This is a genomic window from [Actinomadura] parvosata subsp. kistnae (assembly GCF_900323885.1).
Lineage (GTDB): Bacteria > Actinomycetota > Actinomycetes > Streptosporangiales > Streptosporangiaceae > Nonomuraea > Nonomuraea composti.
In genome coordinates this window covers 311,438-327,968 of sequence record NZ_OOHJ01000022.1, presented here as the reverse complement: position 1 = coordinate 327,968, position 16,531 = coordinate 311,438, and the positions used below count along the sequence as shown (strand labels likewise).

Genomic DNA, 16,531 nt, shown 5'->3' with positions numbered 1-16,531 from the left:
CTCTCCAGAAACCGCGACGATTCGGAGTGGAGCGGCTGCACCTCGTGTTCTTCTTGATGTTGCTAGCAGGAGCTAGCATGAAAGGGTGAAGCAGTTGAACATCCGAGTGCCGGATCAGATGCTCGAGGAGATCAAGGCTCGAGCCGCTGACCGCAGCCAAACGGTGCAGGACTACATCACGTCACTGATCAGCCGCGATATCGACGCCGAGCGCGCCGCGGCCCGCCAGTTCATCGGGGAGGTGCTCGAGCGGGACGGCGAGTGGCTCGAGCGCTGGGAGCGGCTGTGACCCCCATGGATGTGCGCGCCATGCTGATCCTCGCCGAGGAGATGCCCGGCGACCCGGGCGTGCTCGACTACGGCGCGCTCGTGGCGGCGCAGGCCAGGCATGCCGCCACGGTGATCGGTGACGATGTCTACCCGTCGCTCGCGGGCAAGGCGGCCGCGCTTCTGCACAGCCTCCTGCGCGTCGAGGCTCTCAGCGAGCGTAACCGTCCGTTCGCCTGGCTGGTGGCCCTGCGCTTTCTCGCCCTGAACGGGGGCGCGCTGCCGAAGGTGGACCCTGCCACGGCCGTCGAGGTCCTGGAAGGAGTGCGCCGCGGTGACGTCGGGGTGGCGCGGCTGGCGTCGTGGCTGGCGGAGCAGGTCCGCTGAGAGGCGGGAGCGGTTCGGGGCTTACCAAGCGCTTGCTTTAGGTGCCAGACTGGGGGCATGGAGATCCCGGTGCGTCAGGCGAGCGACGACGAGGCGGCGTTCTTCCACGAGCACGGGTGGGTGCGGCTCGCCCGGATGGTCCCGCCCGAAGCCGCTGAGGAGCTGCGTGAGCGGGCCGCGGGGTATCTCGACGCGCGTTCCAAGCGGCACGAGAGCCTGGTCGACCAGGCGTTCGGGCAGTCGAGGGACATCGCGGCGAGTGACGAGGCGTTCGCCGCGCTGACGATGAGCCCCGCCATGGGCCGCACCGCCGTCCGGCTGCTGCGCGGCGTGCGGGCGGTGCGCGTGCAGGTGACCAACCTGCTCGTCAAGGAGCCGGGCGAGCACGGCGCCACCGAGTTCCACCAGGACTTCCCGTGGATGCCGATGGACCGCTCGGCCATGCTGACCGTCTGGCTGGCCCTGTCGGACGTGCCCGCCGAGATGGGGTCGCTGCGCTTCTACGAGGGCTCGCACCGCCTGGGCCTGCTGGGCCGGAGCTTCACCCGTCCCGGTGACGACCAGCTCACCCAGCATCCCTGGCTGAAGGAGCTGGAGCTGTCGCCGCCGCTCGACCTCAAGGCGGGCGACGCGACCGTGCACCACGCCCTGACCGTGCACGGCGCCCCCGCCAACCGCCGCGACACCCCGCGCCTGTCCTTCACCGTCACCTACTTCGACGCCGACGCCCTCTACACGGGCCTGCCGTACAAGCAGACCGACGGGCTCGGGCTGCGGGTGAACCGGCCGTTCGAGCACGAGAGGTTCCCGTGCCTGAAACCGTGAGCGGGCCGGTCGCCGACCTCGGGGCGACGCTCATGCACGAGCACGTCTTCGGCCTGAGCCCCGAGATCCTGTGGAACTGGCCGGACATCCCGGAAGGCTGGGACCTGGAGGCGCGGGCGCGCGAGGCGGCGGGCAAGCTGGACGCGCTCAAGGCCGCCGGCATCGACACCATCGTGGACCTCACGGTGGTGGGCCTGGGCAGGTACGTCCCGGCCGTGCAGCGGGTGGCCGAGCTGACCTCCGTGAACATCGTGGCCGCGACCGGCCTCTACACCTACGACGCGCTGCCGCCGTACTTCGGCAACCGGGGCCCGGGGTCGTTGTTCGGCGGGCCGGACCGGCTGGCCGAGTTCTTCGTACGGGACCTCACGGAGGGCATCGGCCGCACCGGCGTCAAGGCGGCCGTGCTGAAGTGCGCCTCCGACCACCTCGGGATGACGAAGGGGTGCGAGCGGGTGTTCAGGGCGGTCGCGCAGGCGCACCTGGAGACCGGGGCGCCGATCACGACGCACTCCCACAGCGCCTCCAGGGGCGGGCTCGACCAGCAGAAGCTGCTCGCCTCGCTGGGCGTGGACCTGGAGCGGGTGGTGATCGGGCACGCGGGCGACTCGACGGACGTGGCGTACCTGGAGGAGCTGATCGCGAACGGGTCGTACCTGGGCATGGACCGGTTCGGCATCGAGACGATCAGCCCGTTCGAGGACCGGGTGGCGATCGTGGCGGAGCTCTGCGCGCGGGGGCACGCCGGAAAAATGGTCTTAAGTCACGACTCGTACTGCTTCAACGACCGTTTCGACGCCGACGTCGTCCGGCAGCGGCACCCGCACTACCACCTGCTGCACATCTCCCGCGACGTGCTGCCCGCGCTGCGCCGGAGAGGCGTCACGGACGACCAGATCCACCAGATGCTCGTCGTCAACCCGCGGAGGATCCTGGCACCATGATCGAGGACTTCGACGTCGGCGCCGCCTGGCACGTCGCCGCCCCCTACGCGTTCCTGGCCGGGCTGCGGGCGCGGGCGCCGGTGTTCAAGAGCGAGCACCTGGGCGCGTACGTGCTGACCCGGTACGCCGACGTGCGGGCCGCGTACGGCGACCCCCGGCGCTTCTCCTCCAGGGGCTCGCTGACGATCTCGCGCAGCCTGACCCGCGCCACGCGGGACAAGCTCGGCGAGCACGGCTCGTTCCTGTCCAGCTTCGTGGCGAACGTGGACCCGCCCGACCACACGCGCCTGCGCCGGTCGGTGTCGAAGGCGTTCACGCCGCGCGCGGTGGCCGCCATGGAGCAGGACTTCCGGCGGCTCAACGAGGACCTGCTCGACCGGGTGGCCCCGCGCGGCCACGCCGACTTCGTCACCGACCTCGGCCACGAGCCGTCGATCAAGCTGACCGCCCGCTTCATCGGCGTGCCGGAGGCGGACGAGGCGTTCGTGCAGGCCCGGGTCAAGGACTGGTTCCAGCTCTTCCTGTCGCCGCAGCCGCCGGAGCGGCAGCTGGAGCTGGCCGACGGCTTCCTGACCTACCTCGACTACGTGGACCGCCTGGTCGCCGCCCGGGCCAAGGACCCCCAGGACGACTTCACGTCCCTGATGACCTCGCTCATCGGCGCCGAGCTGACGCACCGCGAGGTCGTCGAGCTGATCTCCACGATCCTGCTCGGAGGCAACGACACCGTGCCCAACCAGCTCGGCAACGCGGTCCTGCGGCTGCTGCGCGAGGGCGTCTGGCCGGTGCCGCCCGCGCTGGTGGCGAACGCCGTCGAGGAGTGCATGCGCATCGACGGGGCCTCGCTGGGCTCCTTCCGGTACGCGGCCGAGGACGTCACCCTGCACGGCGTGACGATCCCGCGCGCGGCCCTCGTGCTGCTGTCCACCGACTCGGCCGGGCACGACGAGAGCGTCTTCCCCGACCCCGAAAGGTTCGTGATCGACCGGCCGAACGCCGCCGAGCACCTGGTGTTCGGCTACGGCATCCACTTCTGCGTGGGGGCCGCGCTGGGGCGGCTGCAGCTGCGTACCGCACTGGAGGTGCTGGGGCGGCGGCTGCCGGGGCTGCGGCTCGCGCCCGGCCAGGACATCACCTACCGCAGGTCGATCGTCGGCCGCGGCCTGACGTCGCTGCTGGTGGAGTGGTGAGCGGGCGGTTCGACGGGAAGGTGGCGCTCGTGACGGGCGCCGGGTCCGGCATCGGCGCGGCCTGCGCGGCCCGCCTCGCCGCCGAGGGCGCCTGCGTCGGCGTGCTGGACCTCCGTACGGCCGGCGCGCGGGCCACCGCCGCGTCGATCCGCGCGCGCGGCGGCACGGCGATGGCGCTGACCTGCGACGTCTCCGACGACAAGCAGGTGGAGGAGGCGGTGGCGACGCTGGTCACCTCGTTCGGCCGGGTGGACGTCCTGCACTCGAACGCGGCCGTGCTCGACCACGGCGTGTACGGGCGGGACCGCGAGCTGGAAACCCTCGACGTGGCCGTCTGGGACCGCACCATGGAGGTCAACCTGCGCGGCGCCATGCTCATGGTCAAGCACACGGTGCCCGTCATGCCCGACGGGGGCGCGATGGTGCTCACGTCGTCGGTGTCCGCGCTGGCGGGCGACACGGTGCACGCCGCGTACGGGGCGTCGAAGGCGGCGCTGCTCGGCTTCACCCGGTACGTGGCGACGATGTACGGCGCGCGCGGGATCCGCTGCAACGCGGTCGCGCCCGCCCTCGTCCTGACCCCGGCCGCCGAGCGCGCCCTGACCCCCGACCAGCTCGCCGTCAAGCAGGCCGAGCGGCTGCTGCCGTGGGCCTGCTCGGTGGACGACGTCGCGAGCCTGGTGGCGTTCCTCTGCTCGGACGAGGCGCGCTGCCTGACGGGCCAGACCCTCGTGATCGACTCGGGGACGCTCGCGCACCGCCCCCAGCACGCGGTTGAGCGGTGGCGCTCGCGGCCGTAGGTTGCACCGATGAGCGATCTGCAGAAGCCGGTGGCGGTGGGACTGATCGGGGCGGGGCCGTGGGCGCGGATGGCGCACGTGCCGATGCTGGCGAAGGGGCCGCACACGCGGCTCGCGGGGGTGTGGGCCCGCAGGCCGGAGGCCGCCGCCGAGCTGGGGGCGCCGGTGTTCGCGACGGTGGAGGAGCTGTTCGAGCACTGCGAGGCGGTGGCGTTCTGCGTGCCGCCCGCCGTGCAGGCCGAGTACGCCGTGCGCGCGGCCCGGGCCGGGAAGGCGCTGCTGCTGGAGAAGCCGCTGGCCGAGACCCTGGAGCAGGCCGAGCGGGTGGCCGCCGCCGTCGCGGAGGCGGGCGTGGCGTCCCAGATGGTCCTGACCTTGAGGTACGCGCCGCAGACCCGCGCGTTCCTGGCCCGCTGCGCCGAGATCGAGCCGTTCGGCGGCCACGCCGCGAACATCTCCGGCATGCTCCTCGGCGACCACCCCTTCGCCACCCCCTGGCGGCGCGCGCACGGCCCGCTCCTCGACGTCGGCCCGCACCTGATCGACGTGCTGGACGCCGCGCTCGGCCGGGTCACCGGCGTGCGCGCGCACGGCGACCCGCTCGGCTGGGTGGGCCTGCTGCTGGAGCACGAGGGCGGCGGCGTCAGCGAGGTGTCCCTGTGCATGACCGCCGCCGGCGACCCGCCGCCGCAGACGATCGCCGTGTACGGCCGCGCGGGCAGTGCCGTCCTGCCGCACTTCGACGACGACCCGCTGGAGACGATCGCGGAGGAGTTCGCCACGACGGTGCGCGCGGGCGGCGGCCACCCCCTCGACGCCGCCCACGGCCTGCGGCTGCAGCGGATCATCGCCGAGGCGCGGGCTCAACTCGCCCCTTGACGCGGGCGGCATCTGGGGCATTGATAACGTTTGTCCGATGCGCAGAGCGCAGCGAAGTCCGGTGCGAGTCCGGCGCTGTCCCGCAACTGTCATAGCCAGGTCGCCTGCCTCCGCGCTGACGTCATCAACCCTCGTGGAAAAGGGTGATCCGTCCCTCAACGCGGGTCTCTCGGTTCCGAACAGTGTGAAAGGACTTCTCGTGAGGCCCGTACGCACGGCCTTCGCGGGCGCGCTGCTGGGAACGCTCCTCCTGGCCGGATGCGGCCAGGGCGGCGACACCACCACGTCCGCGCCCCCGTCCGCTGCTCCCACCACCGCCGCGACCGCCGCCTCCTCCGGCGACTTCCCCGTCACCGTCGAGGCCGCCAACGGCAAGGTCACCATCGCCAAGAAACCCGAGCGGATCGTCTCGCTCTCGGCCACCCACACCGAGACGCTGTTCGCCATCGGCGCCGGCCCCCAGGTCATCGCCGTCGACGACCAGTCGAACTACCCGCCCGAGGCCCCCAAGGCCGACCTGTCCGGCTTCAAGCCGAACGTCGAGGCCATCGTCGCCAAGAAGCCCGACCTCGTCATCGTCTCCGACGACCTCGACAAGGTCGTGGCCGAGCTGGGCAAGGTCAACGTGCCCGTCCTGTTCCAGCCGTCCGCCAAGAAGCTCGACGAGGCGTACGAGGAGATCGCCGAGCTCGGCGCCGCCACCGGCAACAAGGCCAAGGCCGACGAGGTCGTCGCCGGCATGAAGGCCGCCATCGGCAAGCTGGCCGCCCAGGCGCCCAAGGGCAAGCAGCTCACCTACTACCACGAGCTCGACACCACCCCCTACGCCGCCACGTCCCAGACCTTCATCGGCCAGATCTACGGCCTGTTCGGCCTGACCAACATCGCCGACAAGGCGCCCGACGCGGCCGGCGGCTACCCCAAGCTGTCCGCCGAGTTCGTCGCCCAGGCCGACCCCGACCTGATCTTCCTGGCCGACGTCAAGTGCTGCCGGCAGAGCAAGGACACCCTGGCCAAGCGGCCGGGATGGAAGGACCTGTCCGCCGTCAAGAACGACCGCGTGATCCAGCTCGACGACGACATCGCCTCCCGGTGGGGGCCCCGCGTCGTCGACCTGGCCGAGGCCATCGGCACCGCGGTCGCCAAGGCGGGCACGAGCTGACGTGGTGACCCAGGCCGGCCCGTCCAGGGCCAGACCCCTGTGGGTGGTGTGCGCGCTGGTCGTGCTGGCCGTCTCCATGATCGCCGCCCTGCTCGGCGGGGCCGCCGACATCTCGCCCTGGCAGGTCGTCCTCCAGGTCGTGGACTGGCTGCCGCTCGTCCACGTCGACTCCGGGCTCGCGCCCGTCGAGCAGGGGCTGCTGTACGAGCTGCGGCTGCCCCGCGTGCTCGTCGCCGCCGTCGTCGGCGGGCTGCTCGCCATGGCCGGCGCCGGGTACCAGGGCGTCTTCCGCAACCCGCTCGCCGACCCGTACCTGCTGGGCGCCGCCGCCGGGGCCGGGCTCGCGGCGACCGCGGCCATCGTGCTGCTGCCGTCCGTGGCCGGGAGCATCCCCGTGGCGGCCTTCCTCGGGGCCGTGGGCGGCGTGTTCCTCGCGTACACGCTCGGCAACACCGCCGGGCGGGCCGGCGGCACGGCCACGCTGGTGCTGGCCGGGGTCGCGGTCACCTCGTTCCTGACCGCGATCCAGACGTTCGTCCAGCAGTTCAAGGTCGAGGAGCTGCAGCGCATCTACTCCTGGATCCTCGGCGACGTCGGCGGCGGGTGGGACCAGTTCTGGCTCGTCCTGCCGTACGCCGCCGTCTCCGCCGTGCTGCTCCTGCTGCACGGGCGCATGCTGGACGTGCTGTCCGTCGGCGACGAGGAGGCCACCAGCCTCGGGGTGCCCGCCGCCCGGGTGCGGCTCATGGTGCTGCTGGCCGCGTCCCTGGCCACGGCGGCGGCCGTCGCCGTGAGCGGCCTCATCGGGTTCGTCGGGATCGTGGTCCCGCACGTCGTGCGGCGCATCGCCGGCGGCTCGTACCGGATCGTGCTGCCGCTGTCGCTGATCGGCGGCGCCGCGTTCCTCGTGCTGGCCGACCTCGTGGCCCGCACCGTGATCGCGCCCGCCGAGCTGCCGATCGGCGTCGTGACGATGTTCGTGGGCGCGCCGTTCTTCGTCGCCGTCCTGCGCATGACCAGACGGGCGAGCACATGACCGGACAGGTGAGCACGTGATCAGCGCACACGGTCTGTCGGTACGGCTCGGGGAGCGGGACGTCCTCGACGGCGTGAGCTTCGAGGTGCGGCAGGGCGAGTGGGTGGGCGTCATCGGACCCAACGGGGCCGGCAAGTCCACCCTGCTCAAGGCCCTCATGGGGCTGGTCGCCCACCGGGGCGAGATCCTGCTCGGCTCCCGCCCGTCCCGCGAGCTCAAGCCGCGCCAGCGGGCCAGGCTGCTGGCGTACGCGCCGCAGACGCCCGCCCTGCCGCCCGACATGACGGTCTTCGACTACGCGCTGCTGGGACGCACCCCGTACATCCCCTACCTCGGCCGCGAGAGCCGCCACGACCGCGAGGTGACCGGCTCCGTCCTGGAGCGGCTCGACCTGACCGCGCTGGCCGGCCGCCGCGTCGGCGAGCTGTCCGGCGGCGAGCGGCAACGCGTCGTGCTCGCCCGGGCGCTCGCCCAGGAGGCGCCCGCGCTGCTGCTGGACGAGCCCACCACCGCCCTCGACCTCGGCCACCAGCAGCAGGTGCTGGAACTGGTGGACCGGCTGCGCCGCACCGACGGCCTCACCGTCGTCACGACCCTGCACGACCTGACCGTCGCCGGCCTCTACGCCGACTCCCTCCTGCTCCTGACCGGCGGCCGGGCCGCCGCCGCCGGCGAGCCCGCCCGCGTCCTCACCGAAGAACTCGTCGGACGGCACTTCGACGCGCACGTCAAGATCGAGCCGGGCCCCGACGGGCGGCCCGTCGTGCACCTGGTACGAGGAGGGCCGTGAAGCTCAGCTACCGCGAGGAGGACGGAACCCGGCTCGGGGCGTTGCTCTGGGAGTTCGGGCCCGGCTGGCGGATGATCTCCTCCGCCATCCTCGGCGGCGGGATCGGCGTCCGCGAGTGGGTGCTGAACGCCCAGGTCGTCGCCGGGTACGCGCGGATGGACCCGGTCGACCATTTGGTGTCGCTGGGCCCTTCCGGCGGGGCCGGGGTCGGGATGATGACCGCCGCCTCCGTGGACCGCTGCGTCCGGGCCGCCGACGGGGGCGTGGAGGCGTACGCCACCGTCGGCTTACGCGTCCCCACCTGGGCCGCCGCACCGGACGGGCACGCCGACCCCGAGCTGGCGCCGATCCGGGTCGGCACCATCAACATCGTGGTCGTGCTGCCCGTGGCCATGACGGACGCGGCGCTCGTCAACACCGTGATGACGGTCACCGAGGCCAAGACCCAGGCCCTCGTCGAAACGGGCTTCGCCGGCACGGGCACGGCGTCCGACGCGGTGTGCGTGGCGGCGCCCGTCGCGGGCGAGGAAGAGATGTTCGGCGGGCCGCGGTCGGAATGGGGGGCCCGGGTGGCACGGGCGGTGCACGCGGCCGTGCGGCGGGGAGCCGAGGCGTGGCGGCCTCGTCACTCGAAGTGAGGGAAGTACGCTGTAGGCAAGGGCGAGACTCCCGATACTGATTCGAGGCTGACTCCGTAGTCCTCGGCCGCGCCCCGCGCCGACACGCGTCCCGCGTCGAGGTCGGCCAGGATCGCCTCCCGGTCCCGTTCCGACGGGGGCCCCAGGCCGCCGCCGCCCGTCGTCTCCACGATGAACGCCTCCCCGGCCGCGAACCGGACATTGTTCACCTTGGACGCCAGCCGCTCCACCGTTCCGTCCACCCGCCGCCGGTAGAAGCCGCCCAGCCGGCCCGGCAGCCCGCCCTCGCGGCCCGGAGGGGCCAGGCGGAGGCGGTCGCCGCGGGTCGTCACGTGGCAGTCCGCCAGGAAGCGGTACACCGTGCGCGAGCCCAGCCCGCCCCGATACCGGCCGGGGCCGCCCGAGTCGGGGATCGTCTCGATCGACTCCACGATCAGCGGGCAGCGGCTCTCCACCGGCTCCACCTGCGGCACCGAGTTCCGTCCCACCCCGAAGTGCACGCCCGTCGCGTCCGGGCCGTCCAGGCCGCGGCGCGCGCCCACGCCGCCGAAGTCGTACGACAGGTGGATCCAGTACGGCGCCCCCACCGCCGCGATCGAGAACGGCTGCAGGATCCCGCTGGCCGCGATGGCCCGCTCCGGCACCGCGTCCGACAGCGCCTGGAAGACGGCCTCCATAGCGGCGTAGATCGGGACGAACCGGCCACCGCACGGATGCGGGGAACGGGCGTTGAGCAGCGAACCCTCCGGCAGGTGCACCTCGATGGCGCGCAGGCAGCCGTCGTTCATCGGGATCGCGGGATCGAGGAAGCAGCGCACGGCGAACACCGCGGCCGCCAGCGACTGCGACGCCGAGGCGTTGATCGCCGCCGGCACCTGCGGGTCCGTGCCGGCGAAGTCCAGCGCCGCCGTACGCCCGCCGAGCGTCACGGCCACCCGGACGTGGTGCCGCCGGTCCGGGTCGATCCCGTCGTCGTCGATCGGGTACGACGCCTCGAACCGGCCCTCCGGCAGCTCCGCCAGCGCCGCCCTGGTCCTGGCCTCCGTGTGGTCGAGGTAGGCGTCGACACCCTCGGCCAGGCCGTGCTCGCCGTACTCCGAGATCAGGGACTCCAGGCGGGCGGCGGCCACCTTCGTGCCGGCCACGAGCGCGCGTACGTCACCCATGACCTTGTCCGGGGTGCGGCTGTTCGCCCGCAGAATCGCCTCGATCGCCGGCTCCACGACACCCTCGGCCGTCACCAGGCGGACCGGCGGCAGCTGCAGGCCCTCCAGGAAGATGTCCGTGGCCAGCGGCGCCATCCCGCCCGCCGACAGACCGCCCAGGTCCGAGACGTGGATCATGGTGGCGGTGAAGTACGCCGGATCGTCCCCGACGAAGACGGGGCGGTAGACGAGCAGGTCGTTCGTGTGCACGCCGCCCCGGTAGGCGTCGTTCAGCACGTACACCTCGCCCGGGCGCATCGTTCGCGGCGGGACGTCCTTGAGGAGCTCGGGGAGGGCGACCTTGAGCGCCATGCTGTTCATCAGCGTCGTGGCCATCGAATGGGCGATCAGGCGGCCCCGGGCGTCCAGGATCGCCGCCGAGGCGTCGGAGCCCTCGACGATGAACGTCGAATACGCCGAGCGGACCACCACGATACTGGCCTCCTCGGCGGCCACCACGAGCGCGTTCCTCAGCACCTCGGCGGTGAGCGCATCGGCGGTCATCGGCTCCTCCTGACGAGGTGGACGGCTTGGGCGGGCGTGAGAGTGGCCGTCCAGCCGGGCAGGACGACGATCGTCGACTCGGGGTCCTCGATCACGGCGGGGCCTTCGACGGTGGCGTCGGGCTCTGCGGCCAGGGTTCGCCTGGTGTGGACCGGCACGTCGGCGTAGCCCCCACACTCGGGGAAGTACGCCCTCCTGGTGGTGGTGCTGGTGGTGGGGGTGGCGCTGGTCATGCCTGGTTTCGCCGTTGGGGTGCCGATGCCCGCCGTACGGGCGCCGGTGCCCGCCGTGCACGTTGCGCCGGGCTCCTCCGTTCGGGTGCTCGCCGCACCGGCGCCGGGTTGGTGCGCGGGGGCGGGGGCAGGCGCGCTGCCTCCCGGCGCGCTGCCTCCGGGCGCGCTGCCTCCCGGCGTGCTGCCCCCGCACGTGCTCCCGCTGGGCGCGCTGTCCTCGCTGGCGCTGCTTCCCGGCGTGCTGCCCTCGCCCGCGCTACTTCCCGCCGCGTGGCCCACGCGGGCGCTGCCGGTGGGTGCGCTGCCGCTGGTGCCGGTGGGCGCCTTGCCTCCGCGGGCGCTGCTGGTGCTCGCCGTGCGCGTTGCGCCGGGCTCCTCCGTTTGGGCGCTCGCCGTACCGGCGCTGGGTTGGTGCGCGGGGGCGGGGGCAGGCGCGTTACCTCCGGGCGCGTTGCCGCTGTGCGTGGTGCTTTCTGGCGCGTGGCCCTCGCGGGTGCTGGTGTCGGGCGTGGTGCGCTCGAACGCGGCGGCCACCGGCGTGTTCGCCAGGGGGTCTGCGGGGACGGAGACGCGGACGCGGTAGCTGACCAGTTCGATCTCGCCGCGTTGCGTGATCCCGTACACCTCCGCGTACCGGCGGTAGAAGCGCGACTCCAGTTCGGCCCGGTCGTCGGACCAGTCCACGGTCAGGTCGTGGGACTGGCCTTTGAAGCGGACGTCCACCGAGCGGTGGACCCGCACCCCGGGGGTTCCGAGGGGGACGGCGAGGTCGGTGGCGGCGGCTTCGGCGAGGGTGGTGAGCAGGGCGGCGGGGTCGGGGGCGTCGAGGTGGGACTGGACGCGGTCGGTGGACAGGTCGCCGGACAGGAGGCCGGCGGCGGAGGCGACGCCGCAGTGGGCGGGGACCACGACGGTGGTGATGCCGAAGCGGGCGGCGATGCGGGCGGCGTGCATGGGGCCGGCGCCGCCGGAGGCGACGAGGGCGAAGCCGCGGGGGTCGATGCCGCGTTGCACGGTGACGACGTGGACCGCCGACGCCATGGAGGCGCTGACGATCTCGTGCACGGCGTACGCGGCCTGCTCGCGGGTGACGCCGAGCGGTGAGGCGAGCCGGTCCAGAGCCTTGTCCGCGAGTGCGGGCGAGAGGGGGATGGAGGCGGAGGAGAGGTAGCCGAGGACGAGGTTGGCGTCGGTGACGGTGGGTTCGGAGCCGCCGAGGCCGTAGCAGGCGGGCCGGGGGAGGAGCCGGCGGAGCGGGGGCCGACGCGCAGGGCGCCGGCGGGTCGAGCCAGGCCACGCTGCCGCCGCCGGCCCCGACTTCGGCGAGGTCGATGGCGGGGGTCTTGATGGGCACGCCGGTGCCGGCGCGCCGCCCGCCGAAGCTGCCCTTGCCGCCGACGTGGAACTCGTGCGTGATCTCGGGCCGCCCGCCGCGCACGACGCACGTCTTGGCGGTGGTCCCGCCCATGTCGAACGAGATCGCGTCGGCGAATCCGGCCCCGGCCGCGGCGAGCACTCCGGCGGCGGGGCCCGACTCGATGGTGGCGACGGCGCGGCGGGCGGCGAGTTCGGCGGAGATGACCCCGCCGCTGGACTCCATGACGTGGACGGGCGCGCGGATCCCGATCCCGGCGAGCCGTTCCCGCAGCCGGGACAGGTAGGAGGCCATGAGCGGGCCGATGTAGGCGGACATGATGGTGGTGGTGGCCCGCTCGTACTCGCGTAATTCTGGCCAGGTCTCGGAGGAGGTGACGACGGCGGGGACGGTCTCGCGCAGGATCTCGGCGACGCGGCGTTCGTGGGCGGGGTTCGCGTAGGCGTGCAGCAGGCACACGGCGGCCGACTCGATCCCGCGGGCGGTGATGGCGGCGGCGGCGCGGCGTACGGAATCGGGGTCGAGGGGGGTGAGGACGGCGCCGCGGGCGGAGACGCGCTCGACCACTTCGAAGCAGTCGCCGGGCGCGACCGGGGGTGGGGGCGGGGTGAAGCGCAGGTCGTAGCGGTCTTCCTCGACGCGGGCGTAGCGGCCGAGCGGGACGGCGGCGCGGAAGCCCTGGGTGGTGACGAAGGCGACGCGGACGCCCTTGCGTTCGAGGACGGCGTTGGTGGCCAGAGTGGTCGCGTGCACCACCCGCGTGACCTGGGCGGGGTCACGCCCGGCGAGGACGCGTGTAACGCCGGTGAGTATGCCGGCGATGGGGTCGTAGTGGGTGCTCAGACATTTGGCCACGGATATCGCGCCGGACGTGTCTTTCAGGACCACGTCGGTGAAGGTGCCGCCGACATCGACGCCGATCGCGTAACCCATCCCGGTACGTTATGTCCCCGAGCAAGCGCTTGTCTATGCGGCGGTCTATTGACTTACGCCAGGTGATTGGGAACCTGGTCCTATTCCAGTGTTTGGAGCGGAGATGGCGCGCCTCACAGCTCTTGCCGGTGGCGCCGCGGTGGCACTGGTGCTCATCGCGACGCCGGTCGCGGCCCACGAGCATCCGAGCGGGATCACCGACCTGGTGACACCGGCCGTGGTGCGGCTGGAAGCCGTGTCCCACGTGAAGATCACCCTGCTCGATCACATCGGCGAGCTGAAACACGTGGACCGTTCCTACACCCTGCCGTTCGCGGTGGGCACCGGCACGGTCATCAACCCCGACGGCACGATCGTGGCACTGCGGCGCCTGGCGGTGAACCCCAACAACGTCGCCGTCTACGCCGCCAACAAGATCTTCGCCGAGCACCACAAGGTGAAGATCCCCGGCGACTACGCCAAGCACCACGTCTCCGACGACCTGCTCGACCACCACCTCCAGGAGTGCTACGACGTCGGCAGCGACACCGCGACCTGCATCGTCAGCGTCACCACCGAGATCACCGCCTTCCCCAACGTCTCACCGGCCAGCCCCGACGGCTACAAGGTCAAGTGCATCAAGGCCGGCCCCGACCCCGACAGCCCGGCCGTGCTGGTGCCGCTGACCCCCGCCACCGGCGCGGTCGGCATGCCGACCGCGCCGCTGGCCGACAAGGTGCCCGAGCAGGAGGGGGCGCCCACGAACGTGGCAGGCTTCCTCGGCCGGCCCGGCCCGAACGTGAAGGAGACCGTCGAGATCGCCCACCTGGGCAAGGGCGGCGTGGCGGGCGGCGCGGGCAGGCCGTTCGCCGACCCCGAGAAGAAGACGGACGAGCCGGTCAAGCTGGGCGGCCTGGCCGACAAGGGCCTCGTCGGCGCGCCGGTCATCGGCGACAAGGACGGCCACGTCATCGGCCTGCTCGTCGGCGGCGGCAAGGACGGCAGGATGATCGGGGTCAAGGAGGTCACCGCCGTCCTCGCGGCCGCCAAGGTCGTGCCGCGCAGGGGCGCGATCGACACCGCCTTCGAGGCGGCCCTGACCCGCTACCACACGCAGTACTACACCGAGGCCGCGCCGGGATTCCAGCGCGTGCTGGAGCTCTACCCGGGCAACGTGGTGGCCGCGACGCTGCTGAAGACCTCGCTGGCCAAGCGGGGCGGCCCGGAGGACCAGGGCACCAAGAAGGTGTCGGGAGAGTCGGGGAAGTCCACGCCGCTGTGGCCGTACATCGCGGCGGCGGCGATTCTCTTCATCGCCGCCGGGGGTGGCGCGTATCTGCTGTGGCGCCGCCGCACTCCTGAAAGACAGACAGAACTGCCACAGCCGCTGGCGGCCGGTCCACCGCTCGACGACGGTGCCAACCAGACCGTGGTCGTGCGGCGGTCCCAGTCGTTCCAAGTGGTCCCGCAGCAGCAGCAGGTGATGACCGCGCCGGACCCGGCGATCAAGTACTGCACCTCGTGCGGTATGAGGCTCGGACCGGCGCACCGCTTCTGCGGCTACTGCGGCCACCCCATCGAGACGTGATGCCATTGAACGAAAGATCGCTCATCGGCCAGGAGGTGGCCGGGTACTACATCGAGGACATCGTCGGCAAGGGCGGCATGGCCGTCGTCTACCTGGCTCTCGACCCGAGGTTGAGCCGCCGGGTGGCGCTGAAGATCCTCAACCCGGTGCTCAGTGTCGACGACAGGTTCAGGCAGCGGTTCATCCTGGAGTCCAGGACGGTCGCCAGCATCGAGCACCCCAACATCATCCCCATCTACGAGGCGAACGCCGACGTCGACGGCGTCCTCTACATCGCCATGCGGTACGTGGACGGCCTCGACCTGCGCCGCCTCATCTACGACCGCGGGCCGCTGCCCATCGGCCAGGCGAACCAGATCTTCGCGCAGGTGGCCGCCGCGCTCGACGCCGCCCACGCCCACGACCTGATCCACCGCGACGTCAAACCGGCCAACATCCTGCTCGCCGGCGACCACGTCTACCTGACCGACTTCGGCATCACCAAGCACCGCTCGTCGATCTCCGGGCTGACGCAGACGGACCAGTTCATCGGCACGCCCCGGTACATGTCGCCCGAGCAGATCAACAAGGAGCACATCGACGGCCGCTGCGACCAGTACGCGCTGGCCTGCGTGGTCTACGAGGCGCTGTCGGGGCGGCTGCCGTTCCAGCGCGAGAACGACATCGCGCTGCTCTGGGCGCACCTGGCCGAGCAGCCGGCGCCGCTGTCGCAGCTGCGTCCCGAGCTGCCGGCGCAGGTGGACGGCGTGATCATGCGTGCGCTGGCCAAGTCGCCCGAGCAGCGGTACGCGACCTGCACCGAGTTCGTGACCGCGCTGCGCGATGCGATCAGCGGGCGCCAGTACAACCAGCACGATCCCTTCGCCGACCCGTTCGCCGACCGGTTCGGCGGCCTCGGCTCCGGTCCCGGCACGGGGCCCCTCGTGCCGCCTCCTGGGCAGAGCCCGCACTCCGGGCCGTATCCCGTGCAGCGGCGGGGCGCCCACGCCGCCCCGGGGCCGGGCCCAGGTTCGGGCCCGCACTCCCTTCCCGGGGCAGGATCGGGCTCGGGCCCGCGCTCCGTGCCCGGAGCCGTGCCGGGCGGTGCGCCGCAGCTCGCGGCCTCGTTCACCCAGGCCCCAGGGGTGGCGGGGCAGGCCACGCGGGAGTCGGGCGGCGCCGCCAAGACGAGGCGGCCCGGCCGGATCCCGATCGTCGCCGCCACGCTGGTGGCCGCCGTCGCCGCGCTCGCGCTGGTGGCGTTCGTGGTGCTCGGCAACCGCGCCGACACCTGGGCGACCTACAAGACCAGCACCGCCGCCCCGCTCACCTTCGACTATCCGGGCGACTGGACGGTGCGCACCCACCAGGACCTGTTCGCCGTGGCGTCCTCGTACGCCCCCGAGTTCGAGGACCTGTTCGTCTCCGGCCCCGGCGCCGACTGGTCCAAGGTCAAGGAGATCGTCAACAGCGACCCCGAGGGCGTCGCCGGCGTGTACGTCCAGGTCTCCGACACTCTCGACGCCGGCGGCACGGCGGAGATGATGAAACCGAAGATGGAGGCCCTGCTCCCCGGCCAGGTCGATCTCGACAAGCCCGTGCAGGACCAGGCGGGCAGCAGCCCCGCCACCCGCTTCGACGGCTCCCTGCACGACCCGGCGAGCGGCGCCCGGCTCGCCTTCGTCAGCTACGTCATCGACCGCAAGCCCAAGAGCATGCTGATCATGTACTTCTGCGGCAAGACCACCTGCGACGACGCCACCCAGACGAGGATCAGGCAGAGCGTGCGCCTGTCCTGACTTGGAACTCACTTGCGT

The 16,531-nt window shown here is 72.4% G+C and carries 14 protein-coding genes and 2 pseudogenes; 13 read left to right on the top strand and 3 right to left on the bottom strand.

The features are described from left to right. The first annotated feature begins 85 nt into the window (after positions 1 to 85). From KIS93_RS44310 to KIS93_RS44260, 11 genes are all read left to right on the top strand, one after another. Positions 86 to 289: a hypothetical protein gene (locus KIS93_RS44310; protein ID WP_080041313.1), complete on the top strand. Its 204-nt coding sequence runs from the start codon at positions 86 to 88 to the stop codon at positions 287 to 289. After that, entirely contained in the window at positions 286 to 654 is a 369-nt protein-coding gene (locus KIS93_RS44305) for a fic family toxin-antitoxin system, toxin component (RefSeq protein WP_155128194.1), read from the top strand. The genes KIS93_RS44310 and KIS93_RS44305 overlap by 4 nt, the downstream gene beginning before the upstream one ends. Positions 655 to 711: 57 nt before the next feature. Further along, positions 712 to 1,479 carry a phytanoyl-CoA dioxygenase family protein gene (locus KIS93_RS44300; protein WP_080041311.1) on the top strand — a complete coding sequence of 256 codons (768 nt, stop codon included), beginning with the start codon at positions 712 to 714 and terminating at the stop codon, positions 1,477 to 1,479. After that, complete coding sequence (locus KIS93_RS44295) at positions 1,464 to 2,423, top strand: phosphotriesterase family protein (RefSeq protein ID WP_080041310.1); 960 nt, start codon at positions 1,464 to 1,466, stop codon at positions 2,421 to 2,423. The genes KIS93_RS44300 and KIS93_RS44295 overlap by 16 nt, the downstream gene beginning before the upstream one ends. Next, positions 2,420 to 3,613: a cytochrome P450 gene (locus KIS93_RS44290; RefSeq protein ID WP_080041309.1), complete on the top strand. Its 1,194-nt coding sequence runs from the start codon at positions 2,420 to 2,422 to the stop codon at positions 3,611 to 3,613. The genes KIS93_RS44295 and KIS93_RS44290 overlap by 4 nt, the downstream gene beginning before the upstream one ends. Then, positions 3,610 to 4,413, top strand: coding sequence for an SDR family NAD(P)-dependent oxidoreductase (locus tag KIS93_RS44285; RefSeq protein WP_186404785.1), 804 nt, complete (start codon positions 3,610 to 3,612; stop codon positions 4,411 to 4,413). The genes KIS93_RS44290 and KIS93_RS44285 overlap by 4 nt, the downstream gene beginning before the upstream one ends. Positions 4,414 to 4,422: 9 nt before the next feature. After that, positions 4,423 to 5,292: a Gfo/Idh/MocA family protein gene (locus KIS93_RS44280; protein WP_080041307.1), complete on the top strand. Its 870-nt coding sequence runs from the start codon at positions 4,423 to 4,425 to the stop codon at positions 5,290 to 5,292. A gap of 199 nt (positions 5,293 to 5,491) precedes the next feature. Next, positions 5,492 to 6,454 (top strand): ABC transporter substrate-binding protein, encoded by a 963-nt coding sequence (locus KIS93_RS44275; protein WP_080041306.1) that lies wholly within the window; start codon positions 5,492 to 5,494, stop codon positions 6,452 to 6,454. Position 6,455: 1 nt separating this feature from the next. Continuing rightward, entirely contained in the window at positions 6,456 to 7,490 is a 1,035-nt protein-coding gene (locus KIS93_RS44270) for a FecCD family ABC transporter permease (RefSeq protein WP_155128191.1), read from the top strand. Between the two features lie 16 nt (positions 7,491 to 7,506). Continuing rightward, positions 7,507 to 8,280, top strand: a complete 774-nt coding sequence (locus KIS93_RS44265; protein ID WP_080041305.1) for an ABC transporter ATP-binding protein — start codon at positions 7,507 to 7,509, stop codon at positions 8,278 to 8,280. Further along, positions 8,277 to 8,918: an adenosylcobinamide amidohydrolase gene (locus KIS93_RS44260; protein ID WP_080041304.1), complete on the top strand. Its 642-nt coding sequence runs from the start codon at positions 8,277 to 8,279 to the stop codon at positions 8,916 to 8,918. The genes KIS93_RS44265 and KIS93_RS44260 overlap by 4 nt, the downstream gene beginning before the upstream one ends. Here KIS93_RS44260 and KIS93_RS44255 read toward each other — a convergent pair. The 3 genes and pseudogenes from KIS93_RS44255 to KIS93_RS67850 all read right to left on the bottom strand — a co-directional run. After that, complete coding sequence (locus tag KIS93_RS44255) at positions 8,906 to 10,627, bottom strand: hydantoinase B/oxoprolinase family protein (protein WP_155128188.1); 1,722 nt, start codon at positions 10,625 to 10,627, stop codon at positions 8,906 to 8,908. The two genes, KIS93_RS44260 and KIS93_RS44255, sit on opposite strands and share 13 nt — an antisense overlap. Beyond that, a pseudogene (locus tag KIS93_RS67855) lies at positions 10,624 to 12,045 on the bottom strand (hydantoinase/oxoprolinase family protein); the annotation flags it as partial. The pseudogene KIS93_RS67855 and the gene KIS93_RS44255, both read right to left, overlap by 4 nt. 157 nt (positions 12,046 to 12,202) lie before the next feature. Next, positions 12,203 to 13,168: pseudogene (locus KIS93_RS67850) on the bottom strand (hydantoinase/oxoprolinase N-terminal domain-containing protein); the annotation flags it as partial. Positions 13,169 to 13,271: 103 nt separating this feature from the next. Between KIS93_RS67850 and KIS93_RS44245 the strand changes: the two are divergent. Together KIS93_RS44245 and KIS93_RS44240 are read left to right on the top strand one after the other, a co-directional pair. Beyond that, entirely contained in the window at positions 13,272 to 14,735 is a 1,464-nt protein-coding gene (locus tag KIS93_RS44245) for a zinc ribbon domain-containing protein (RefSeq protein ID WP_080041303.1), read from the top strand. Further along, complete coding sequence (locus KIS93_RS44240) at positions 14,735 to 16,513, top strand: serine/threonine protein kinase (RefSeq protein ID WP_080041302.1); 1,779 nt, start codon at positions 14,735 to 14,737, stop codon at positions 16,511 to 16,513. Before KIS93_RS44245 ends, KIS93_RS44240 begins: the two co-directional genes overlap by 1 nt. Positions 16,514 to 16,531: the final 18 nt, after the last annotated feature.

Excerpts from the sequence above, each read along its gene's own strand:
- KIS93_RS44240 (WP_080041302.1), top strand. The coding sequence starts at position 14,735 with ATGCCATTGAACGAAAGATCGCTCATCGGCCAGGAGGTGGCCGGGTAC.
- KIS93_RS44280 (WP_080041307.1), top strand. The coding sequence starts at position 4,423 with ATGAGCGATCTGCAGAAGCCGGTGGCGGTGGGACTGATCGGGGCGGGG.
- KIS93_RS44300 (WP_080041311.1), top strand. The coding sequence starts at position 712 with ATGGAGATCCCGGTGCGTCAGGCGAGCGACGACGAGGCGGCGTTCTTC.
- KIS93_RS44255 (WP_155128188.1), bottom strand. The coding sequence starts at position 10,627 with ATGACCGCCGATGCGCTCACCGCCGAGGTGCTGAGGAACGCGCTCGTG.
- KIS93_RS44245 (WP_080041303.1), top strand. The coding sequence starts at position 13,272 with ATGGCGCGCCTCACAGCTCTTGCCGGTGGCGCCGCGGTGGCACTGGTG.
- KIS93_RS44290 (WP_080041309.1), top strand. The coding sequence starts at position 2,420 with ATGATCGAGGACTTCGACGTCGGCGCCGCCTGGCACGTCGCCGCCCCC.